The sequence below is a fragment of the Stenotrophomonas sp. GD03958 genome, assembly GCF_029839005.1.
Taxonomy (GTDB): Bacteria; Pseudomonadota; Gammaproteobacteria; order Xanthomonadales; family Xanthomonadaceae; genus Stenotrophomonas; species Stenotrophomonas hibiscicola.
Window position 1 is genome coordinate 26,474 of record NZ_JAOBZT010000044.1, and the last position, 10,096, is coordinate 36,569.

General features: G+C 64.9%; 10 protein-coding genes. 3 read left to right on the forward strand and 7 right to left on the reverse strand.

The genetic code is table 11. From position 1 onward, the window contains the following. Positions 1-69 precede the first annotated feature (69 nt). The 4 genes from N5C25_RS13410 to N5C25_RS13425 form a co-directional block, all read right to left on the reverse strand. A complete protein-coding gene (locus N5C25_RS13410; protein ID WP_260832922.1) occupies positions 70-981 on the reverse strand; it encodes a fimbrial protein in 912 nt (303 codons plus the stop codon). Between the two features lie 193 nt (positions 982-1,174). Then, positions 1,175-2,155, reverse strand: a complete 981-nt coding sequence (locus N5C25_RS13415; RefSeq protein ID WP_260832923.1) for a fimbrial protein — start codon at positions 2,153-2,155, stop codon at positions 1,175-1,177. Positions 2,156-2,186: 31 nt separating this feature from the next. Beyond that, entirely contained in the window at positions 2,187-2,696 is a 510-nt protein-coding gene (locus tag N5C25_RS13420) for a fimbrial protein (protein WP_058980435.1), read from the reverse strand. A gap of 38 nt (positions 2,697-2,734) precedes the next feature. Further along, positions 2,735-5,191, reverse strand: coding sequence for a fimbria/pilus outer membrane usher protein (locus N5C25_RS13425; RefSeq protein ID WP_080398786.1), 2,457 nt, complete (start codon positions 5,189-5,191; stop codon positions 2,735-2,737). A gap of 496 nt (positions 5,192-5,687) precedes the next feature. On the opposite strand from N5C25_RS13425, the gene N5C25_RS13430 reads away from it, so the two are divergent. From N5C25_RS13430 to N5C25_RS13440, 3 genes are all read left to right on the forward strand, one after another. Then, positions 5,688-6,203, forward strand: coding sequence for a fimbrial protein (locus tag N5C25_RS13430; protein WP_058980437.1), 516 nt, complete (start codon positions 5,688-5,690; stop codon positions 6,201-6,203). Positions 6,204-6,257: 54 nt separating this feature from the next. Continuing rightward, complete coding sequence (locus N5C25_RS13435; RefSeq protein WP_058980438.1) at positions 6,258-6,980, forward strand: fimbria/pilus periplasmic chaperone; 723 nt, start codon at positions 6,258-6,260, stop codon at positions 6,978-6,980. A gap of 487 nt (positions 6,981-7,467) precedes the next feature. Further along, positions 7,468-7,884 (forward strand): hypothetical protein, encoded by a 417-nt coding sequence (locus N5C25_RS13440; protein ID WP_058980439.1) that lies wholly within the window; start codon positions 7,468-7,470, stop codon positions 7,882-7,884. 163 nt (positions 7,885-8,047) lie between these two features. On the opposite strand, the gene thiL is transcribed toward N5C25_RS13440, so the two are convergent. The 3 genes from thiL to ribH all read right to left on the reverse strand — a co-directional run bounded on the left by thiL (position 8,048) and on the right by ribH (position 10,074). After that, complete coding sequence (gene thiL / locus N5C25_RS13445) at positions 8,048-9,010, reverse strand: thiamine-phosphate kinase (RefSeq protein WP_251102107.1); 963 nt, start codon at positions 9,008-9,010, stop codon at positions 8,048-8,050. Between the two features lie 120 nt (positions 9,011-9,130). Further along, a complete protein-coding gene (gene nusB, locus N5C25_RS13450) occupies positions 9,131-9,610 on the reverse strand; it encodes a transcription antitermination factor NusB (RefSeq protein ID WP_005408062.1) in 480 nt (159 codons plus the stop codon). After that, on the reverse strand, positions 9,607-10,074 hold the full coding sequence (gene ribH / locus N5C25_RS13455) for a 6,7-dimethyl-8-ribityllumazine synthase (RefSeq protein WP_058980441.1): 468 nt from the start codon (positions 10,072-10,074) through the stop codon (positions 9,607-9,609). Before ribH ends, nusB begins: the two co-directional genes overlap by 4 nt. Positions 10,075-10,096 lie beyond the last annotated feature (22 nt).

Below are 10,096 nucleotides of genomic sequence, written 5' to 3' on the forward strand. Positions count from 1 at the left end.
AAATCAGCTCATCGTGCCCCCCCTCGTCAACGCAGCCCATCAAATCAGGTGCAGATGTCCGACGTGGTCCTACCAGTAGTCCACGTTGAGCACTGCCTCCCCCTTGATCATGCCTGGAACAAGAGCATCCGCGGTGCGGTAATAGCGGGCGATGAAAGCATGGTCATGCACTCCCCCCGTGCCGGGATTGAAGTGCCAGGCCCGCCCAAACTGCACCTCGCTGCCGCCACGTAGAAGCTGTACACGGACCCCCTTGGCGCCGGAATCCGCTGTAGGGGTCAACAGGCTTCCGGTGTTTCCCCCATCCCCCGCATCCTTCAACATCAGTTCCGCGCGCGGCACGTTGGCTCCGCACTCCATGCGAACCACCACGATCTTGTCTTTCGCCGTATCCCCCGGCGCGATCAACTCCGCGACGCTGACATCCTGTAGCACTTCCGCAACGTCCCGCACAGGGCAGGTTGTCGGAGGAAACTGCATGTCAATACTGATGGGCAGGCTTGCATTGATCGTCGAATGGTCAACGGAGGAAAACTCCAGATCCAGCGTGGTCTGGAAGTCGCGCATTCTCTCGCCGCGGCTGTACACGTATGCGATCACAATGAAGTTCGTGTTGCCAGGAACACCTGGAAAACGGTTGGGACCAAGTCGCAACGGCCAGTACGAACTGTCTCCATCGCTTGCAACAAACCCCAGCAGCGCCGAGTCAGGACCAACCTCGTACAGCGGCAACCGACCTTGGATGGGGTACGCGGTGAAATCCACATCCGAGGCCCAGCGCAGCGCCGGGCCCACCAGGGTCATATCCAGAGAGTGCTTACTGGAAACGGGACAGCCGCTGGAACTGATATTGGTTCCGTCGTCCCATATCATGCGGACCGTGTCAGGATGGCCGGGCCTGCTCTTGTTGATGACGATGGGCGCTTGTACGGTGAACGTGCAGCTGCTTGCATGGCCCGCCAGGGCGAGCAGCGAGGACACGGCCAGGGCCAGGGCGGGCCGACGGAACCGTCGGTGCGTGTCGGTAGCTGTGCGCAATTGATGAATCTCCTGCCAGTAATCCGGCTATTGGCGTTTATAGAGAGAACTGAGGAACGCGGTGATGCGCCCACCGCACCTGGCCTGTCCAGGACTATCGATAGGGCTTGATTGGCCTCTGGCAACTGCGATGCGCTCACCAATAGTCCACATCGAGCACGGCCTCGCCTTTGATCAGGCCGGGCACCAGCGGCTCGTCGGTGCGGATGTAGCGCGCGGTGAACTGATGATCATGCACACCACCGACGCCTGGCTCGAAATCCCACGTCTGACCAAACTGCACTTCGCTGCCGTTGCGCAGCAACTGCACGCGCACGCCCTCTGCGTCTGAATCGGCCGTGGGGGTCAGCTGGCTGCCGGTGTTGCTGGCATCGCCGGCGTCGCTCAGCGTCATCCGGGCGCGCGGCGGATCGACACCGCAGTTCATGCGGATCGCCACCAGCTTTTCCTTGGCGGTCCCGCCTGGAACGGAAAGTTCAGCAGTCTGCACGTCGGCCAGGGTCTCCGCGCTGTCCTGTAACGGACACGTCGCCACAGGAAAGCGCAGGGTGTAAGAGCCGCTATAGCTACCGTCAATGGCCGGCTGCTGGGGGGAGGTCCACGTCAAGGTCGCGGCAAACGTATAGGTGCGCATCCGCCCCCCTCTGGAGAAGAATTCTGGTCTGAAATCGACATTCGCATCAGATGGCGACTTCAACTCAATGGGGTACGTCAGTTCGCGCCCCACGCCAACCGGAACGCGGTCCCAGCCAAACACCTGTTCAAAGGTGAAGATCACCAAAGGGGACTCCGGCCCGAACTCATATGCCGGAAAGGTCATGCCCAGATAGTCGAGCGTGCCGACATAGGTCAGTTCAGGTGCGTCGAGGCGTAGATTCAGATCGAAGCTGGCGGTGCAACTGTGGAATCTCGTAGCACCGTTGGTCCCTCTGATCCACCGACCGCGCTCCTCCGGGTAGGTGTCATGAGTGAAATCCCGATCCCTCGGAACGTTGAAATAATGCGTGCACGCTTGGACAACCGCGGATACCGTCAACAGTGCAACGCCGACCAGCAACGCCGCCGCACGCGCTCGTGCGCACTTCGCCAATGGCTCTGGCTTGAATGCAATTTTCATTGTCATGCTCCTTGGTAGCTCGCGGGCCGCGTCACTCGTAGTCAGCAGTGACCACGATCTCGGTAGAAATCTCACCTGCGCTCGGCGCTTCCCCGGTGGGCAGGAAGTAGGCGGCACGCAGGTCGTAACGCGCGGTGGCGCCAGTCACCGGCACATCGATGCCGGTGTCACCATCCTTCAGATAGTTGCTGCCGGTGGTGCCGGACAGCAGTGAGATCGACACGCCTTCGGCCGCATCGCTTGCAGCGGTGTTCTTCCAGCGCGTGGCGTCGCCATCGGCGGCGGTACCGGCGAAGGACAACACCGCCTTGCTCACGCCAACGCAGCCCGCGAACTGCAGCGCCCCCGCCTTGATCTGCGCATCGGCGCCGGGCGTCAGGTCGCTGGCCTTCACCGGGTCCAGGGTGATCGGCGCTGCGGTAAGCGTGCAGGTGCCGGGCAGCACCTTGCCGCTGATGGTGAGGGTGGCAGTGTCAGCCAGGGCCAGCGGCGCGGCGGCCAGCAGTGCGGTGCACACAGTGATGCGGTTGAACAGGTTCATGAAAGAACTCCTTGGGTTGAAAGAATGGAATCAGGACATCAGAACGAGGTGGCTTCGACCGCATTCAAGACGGCCTGCAGCCCAGTGCTCGGGGTCGGCAGCGGCGTGCACACCGCCTGGCTCCACGAAAGACCATAGGCATCAGGGGCATCCGGGGTGGTGTACTGCAGTCGGCAGCGATGCGGGCCATCCGGGTCGACGATCAGCTGGCCGTGTTCGGGTGCGCCACGCAGCTGGATCACACCGCCCTGGCCCACTGCGCCATAGCTGCGGCCGGTCTCATCTTCGATACGCGCGGCAAATGGCAGCGGCTGCCCCAGCGCATCGGTGGCGTCGATGAACAATGTGCGCTCGCGCTTGGCATTGAACGCAACCCGCACGATGCTGCCCGCTGTCGGCGCAATCCGCTGCGAGGTCTGCAGCAGTTCCACATCCATCGGCAGGCCCGACGGGTCCAGTTCAATCTGGTTCCAGCGGTAGGGGCTCACGTGCGGCAGCAGCGCATAGCCGTTGCGACCGATGCGCACGTCGCTGCCGTAGCCGATGCGGGCGCCTTGCGCGCCATCGGCCTGTACCAGCGCGAAGCCATCGCCCACCGGCGCACCGAAGTTGATGCCATCGCGGTGCACCACCACACTGCCGGCCGCGCTGGCGTTGAAGGCGTTGTAATCACCCGACCGGCTGTAGCCGGCGGTGACCGTGCCATGCCCACCCCGGTAGGACGCGTAGGCATTGACGCTGCCCGCCCCGTCACTGGAATCGCTGGCAGACAGGCTGTAACTCAGCTGCTGATCAGTGCCCAGCGTTCCGTTCAGACCCAGCTGGCCCTGCTCACCACGGCCCGAGTGGGCCAACTGCGTGCTCAAGCGCGGTGCGCGCGGGGCCGAGCCCAACGGAATGCTGAAGGTTGCCGCATAGCGGGTGTCCTGACGGCCATCGCCCATCTGCAGACGCATGGCAGACAAGCTAAGATTGGCGCGGCCAATGCTGGTCTGGAAGCGCAGCTGCAGATCGTTGTGCTGCTGCGCGCTGTCCCAATAGCGCACCTGTCCGCCATTGAGCGAGAGCGTGCTGCGCTCGCCAATACGCTGCGAGAAGTTCACCTGGAAGCGCTGGCGCGCACGGCCACTGACTCCCCAATCGTCGTTGTACGCCTGGGCGAAATCATTCAGGGAGAGATAGCCGCGCGTGCTGTAACGCAGCGCTGCCAAGCCGAAGTTGGTACCCGTTGCGGTGATGTAGCGCTGGTAGTTCAGCCGGAAGCTGTTGCCGGTAACCTGTTCGCCATTGGCCAGGCGTGCGCGCGAATGGGTAACGTCGGCACCGAACGCACCGAGCGGTGTATTGATTGCACCGCCGAACAGTGCGGACTGGAAGTCTTCGGCAATCTGCACCCCGCCCAGCGCGGTGAAATGGTTGCTGATGCCACGTGCGTATGTACCTTCGGCAAAGCGCAGTGCTTCACGCACACCGCGTGCATCGCGAAGTTCACCGGCGGTGACGCTGAAGCGGCTGGCACCCGGCCGCAGCGCCTGCGGCACTGCAGAGAAGTTCACAGTGAACTGCTGCTGGCGGCCATCGGCTTCGGTGACGGTGACGTCCAGGTCGCCACCGAAGTTGGTCGGGTACAGATCTTCGATGGAGAACGGCCCCGGCGCCACGCTTACTTCGTGGATGACGTGGCCATTCTGGCGGATGCTCACCACCGCGTTGGTTTCGGCAACGCCCTGCACCACCGGCGCGAAGCCGCGCAGCGAATCCGGCAACATGCGCTCGTCGCTGGCCACCCGCACACCGGTAAATGACAGCGACTCGAACAGTTCACCACCGGTCGTACCCTGCCCCAACAGCAGCTGGGCATTCCATGCCGGAAGATCGCGCTGCAGCGTGCTGCTGATCACATCGTGACGCGAGCCATGGCTGCCCTGGCTGAAGGACGAACGATGACGCAGCCGCCACGCGCCCAGGTTCACGCCCGTGTTCAGCCCCAGGTAGGTCGCCTGCTGGCCCTGGTTGCGGCTGTGGTTGATGTTGTAATCGAAGAAGGCTGCCGTGACGCCGTGGTCGCGCAGTGCAGGTGCCACGTAGCCGCGCGCATCGCGTGCCTGCGCAGCCTGTGGCACGTTCACCAGAAGCTGCAGATTGCTCTCATCGAACTCGACCGTGGCACCGTCGATCAGGCTGGGAAGCGCGACGCAGCCTTCATCATCCTGGTCCAGCTCGGCCAGGAACATCTCCTTCAGCGGCAACTGGCGTACCAGCCCGGCCGGCAGGCACGGGGTTGCACCCAGAGGTGCCGGCGCCGCCACGAAGGTGATATCGCGCGTGGCGTGGAACTGGCCATTGACCACCACGTCCAGGGGATACACGCCCGGCACCATGGGATTGCCCTGCGCATAGCGCTGCATGTCGATGGCCTGGCCACCAATCAGGAAGCCCTCGCTGAACTGCAGGGAATCATCACCGTTGGCACTGGCATGACCGGCAATCGCCATTGCCACGGCGGCGGCAATTGCCAGCCCCAGCGGACGGCTGGCAAAACGATGCGGCGTGCGGAGATGAAGGAGGCGCATGTGCATGGTTAGCGTCACTCGATGAGGCCGAAGGCGACATCGCTCGTAGTCGAAGTGGGCCGAAGCGTAGACAGCGTGCGGCCGGCTTCCCATGCAATTTGTTGCAAAGCGACAACGCGCCACGAAACCACGCGGTTTCTAGCCACACCTCTGTTTCGGCGCAATTCAGGCTTGTTTTCAACAAATGACCGCAGTCAATCGAATGCATTGCAGATGCACCTAACGCTGCATGCGACAGCTTGTCGCAGTCGGAAATGAGGCTTCTTAACCGGACGCTGTACCGCAAGCACGGACTCCACTGTCCTGCAAGCACCTTGCAACTAATTGCATATCCACGTGCCGCCCGGCTGGGAACACTGTGCGCATCCGCTGGTTCGTCCAATGCGGATTCCCCTGTTTCCCTACCAAGGACATTCCCATGTCGAACCGATTGAACCTGATTGCCGCCGGCGCGCTCGCGCTGGCCCTGTCTCCCGCCGCATTCGCCGAGAAGCTGGAAATCACCGGCGAGCTGATGACCAGCACCTGCTCGGTGGATGCCACCGGCGGCACCATCACCGTGCCGATGGGCAAGGTGGACGTCGCGTGGGTGAATGAAGCCGAGCGTGCCGGCATGAAGAACTTCAGCATCCTGCTGGACTGCTCCGGCTCCGGCGCCGCCCAGGAAGTGGGTGTACGCTTTGGCGGCACGCCCGACGGCAGCACCGGCAACCTGGCGCTGACAGCCGCCTCCACGGCCAGCAACGTGGGCGTGGCGCTGTACGACGCCTCGGGCAACCACCAGAAGCTGGGCGAAGACCCGCTGCAGTGGGTGAACATTCCGGCCGCCGGCAAGGGCCAGCTGGACTACAGCGCCTGGTATTCCTCGCCGGGCAAGAACGCCACTGCCGGCACGGCCAACGCCTCGGGCGATTTCGTCGTGCTTTACAAGTAACGCACACCCCTGCGCGCCACCCCGTGGTGGCGCGCCTTATTGGAGGACGACCTGATGAAGATCCGTGCAATGACGTGGATGACCGCGCTGCTGGCTGGCGCCCTGGCGCTGCCGGCATCGGCAGCGGTGACGCTGCAGGGCACGCGCATCGTGCATGACGCGTCCCAGGGCCGCGATGTAACCGTGAAGGCCACCAACGGTGGCGACAAGGCCGCGATGGTGCAGGTCTGGATTGACGATGGCGACAGCCATGCACGCCCCGAGAACGTGCGCACGCCCTTCCGTCTGACGCCGGCCGACCCGCGCCTGCTGCAGGCCCACCAGGGGCAGGCGTACCGCATTACTTACGCGCCGCGCCCGTCGGAGACACCGCTGCCGACGGATCGTGAATCGCTGTTCTACTTCAACCTGCTGGACATTCCGCCCAAACCCACCGATGCCGCCGGCAAGAACCTGCTGCAGTTCGCCGTGCGCACGCGGGTGAAGCTGTTCCACCGCCCGGCCGGCCTGCCCGGCAAGCCGCGTGATGCGGCCGGGCAACTGCAATGGCGTGCGCAGGCCGGTGCCCTGCTGGTGAGCAACCCCAGCGCCTACCACGTGACTGTAAGCACGCTGACCCTGCCCGACGGCCGCAAGGTGGAAGCAGAGATGATCGCACCGGGCGCGCAGGTACGTCTGCCGCTTCCGAGTGGCGCGGCGATGCCCGCGACGGTGACGTTCCAGTGGCTGGACGACTACGGCACGCCGCGCGATGCCGAGGCGAAGATCTCCCCTTGAGCGCAGCCTGACGCGCGAGCCATCTTCTATAGAGCCGAGCCCATGCTCGGCTGCTGTGCGGCCAGATCGGGCTGAACCCCGTGCATTGCGCTATGAGCCGAGCATGGGCTCGGCTCTACATGCTTTGTCGTAATTGACGCGCTCCCGTGCGCGCGGGCCATCTGCAACGCTTTCGAACTTTCCAACAATTCTCATTGGCAGCGCAGGCGCTTCATGCAAATCATGTGGCGCCACCGACAACGGGTGGCACGGGCTTGCAATCCCGTTTGATCGATGTTGTTTACGCTTGCCTGCCGGCGTCGCCTCCTTCCCCTGTGCCTGGGCGGCGTCGGCAGGCATTCCGTCTATGCCTACATGGCGGACGGTGCGCGGGGGCCTCGTGCCCGCCGGCGTTTCTACATCGGTCACCGGTATTGCAACCACGCACCGTCCGCCACCCTCGCTGTTAAGCAGGGTGGCCCCTTGCCGCTTGCACAAGGACGCCGCCATGACCGCTTCCCCCTACCCGCACTTGTTCGCCACCCTGGGCGAGGCCGCCACGCGCCTGCCCGATGACCTGGCCCGCACGCTGGAAGACACCTTCGTTGCGCTGCAGACCGGTAACAGCCCTGGCGCCATCACCCTGCAGGCCTGCCTGCAGTACATCCGCCAAGGCGATGCCGCCGATGGCCAGCCGTGGCCCGACAGCAACCGCACACCCGGGCAGCGCCTGGCCTTGGCGCGCATCGACCGCGCCAATGCGGGGCTGAGTTTCCTGCTGGAACTGCTGCACGCCACCGAACGCGTGCGCGTGGACGGGGATATCGACCAGCACATGGATGACGGCGCGCGCGAAGGGCTGTTGCTGGCCTGCCGTGGGCTGGCCGAGTATGTGGATGTGCAGTTGCACGCGACGAAGCACTGAGCGATGCCGATACACTCGACCTCGGTAGGTGTCGACCTTGGTCGACACGGCATTGGCATGGGCGCCCGACACATTCGTGCCAACCAAGGTTGGCACCTACCAGAGCAACATCAATCTGACCCCACCCCGAAGGTTGGCACCCAGCAGTGCAGTACCGCTGCGGCTACGCGAAGTGCTGGTAGCCGCCGTCGGCGGCTTCGCCATCCACGTGCACGCCCTGGCCTTCGGCAATGCGGCCGACGCGGGTGAGCGGCACGCCCAGCGATTCGGCCAGGTAGTGCAGCGCGTCGCGCTGGTCGGCGGCGGCGGTGAAGCACAGCTCGTAGTCGTCGCCACCGCGCAGTGCGCAGTCGCGCGCATCGTCGCGGCCGAGCAGTTCACGCAGCGCGTGCGAGATCGGCAGCGAATCGGCATCCACATGCGCGGCCACGTTGCTGCGCGTGGCGATATGGCCCAGATCGGCCAGCAGGCCATCGGACACATCCACCGCCGCATGCGCGAAGGCACGCAGGCGCAGGCCAAGCGTCACGCGTGGCGTCGGCCGCAGCAGGCGCAGGCGCAGGCTTTCGTAGTCGGCCAGCAAGGTGGCCGTGGCCACGTTCAGTGCACCCTGCTGCCACAGGCGCAGCGCGCCGGCGGCATCACCCAGCGTGCCGCTCACCCATATGTCATCGCCCACCTGTGCGCGGTCGCGGCGCAGCGCCTGGCCACGCCCGACCTGACCCATCGCAGTCACCGACAGCGACAGCGGACCGCGCGTGGTGTCGCCGCCGATCAGCGCGATGTCGTGCTGGTCGGCCAGGGCAAAGAAGCCATCGGCGAAGGCCTCGATCCAGTCTTCAGACGCTTCCGGCAGCGACAACGCCAGCGTGCACCACGTCGGGCGTGCGCCCATCGCGGCCAGGTCCGACAGGTTGACCGCCAGGGTCTTCCAGCCGATGTCGAAGGCCGGGGTTTCCACCGGGAAGTGCACGCCGCTGTTGAGCGTGTCGGCCGTGACCACCAGTTGTTCATTGGCGCGCGGCTGCAACAGCGCGGCGTCATCGCCGATGCCGAGCAGGATGTCGTCGCGCTCGAGGGTGCGGGCGCGGATGCGGTCGATGAGGGCGAATTCGGCCAGGGACATGGGGCGTTCCCGCTGTTGTACGTGCCGCGCAGGGCGCGGTGGGCGGTAGTGCCGGCCGCTGGCCGGCAACCTCAGGATCCCTGCAGCTGCCGGCCAGCGGCCGGCACTACCACAGGTGGGTCAGTGACCCGATTCGACCTTGCGCCATTCCACGGCGGCACGATCCAGCACGCCGTTGACGTAGGTGTGACCGTGTTCGGAACCGAAGCGCTTTGCCGATTCGATGGCTTCGTTGATCACCACGCGATACGGCACGTCCAGGCGGTAGCGCAGTTCGTAGGCGGCCAGGCGCAGCACGGCGCGTTCGATCGCGTCCACTTCTTCGATGCCACGGTCCAGGTACGGGCCGAGGGCTTCGTCGATGTCGCGGCGGTTGTCGAGCACACCGTGCAGCAGCGCCTCGAAATACGCCAGATCGGCGATTTCGCGGGCCTGCTCGTGGGCGAACTGGGCGATCAGCGACTGTGCATTGCCGCCGGAGATCTGCCAGGCGTAGATGGCCTGCACGGCACGACGGCGGGCGCGCGAGCGCAGCACCGGATCGACGCCATCGCGGCGGACGGGTTTACCGGAGGGCTTGCCCTGGGTGTTCTTGTTCATGGCAGCTGCTCCAGAAGATTGACCATTTCCAATGCGGCGAGTGCGACTTCCTCGCCCTTGTTGCCGTGACTGCCGCCTGCGCGGGCCTCGGCGTCTTCCACGCGTTCCACCGCCAGCACGCCGTTCAGCACCGGCACGCCGAAGTCCAGCTGCACGCGCATCAAGCCCTCGGCGCAGCGGTCGGCCACGTGTTCGTAATGACGGGTATCGCCACGGATCACGCAACCCAGGGTGAGGATGGCGGCGTGTTCATGGGCGGCGGCCAGGCGCGCGGCCACCAGCGGCAGTTCCCAGGCTCCCGGCACGCGGATCACGTCGATGTTGGCTTCGGTGATGCCGTTGCCGGCCAGGCTCTGGCGGGCGCCAGCGACCAGCGCGTCGGTGATGCGGGCATTCCAGCGGCTGGCCAGGATGGCGAAGCGCGCCGATTCGGGAGTGCGAAGATCGCCTTCGAAGTGGCTCATATGCGGCTTGGGGGACTCGATA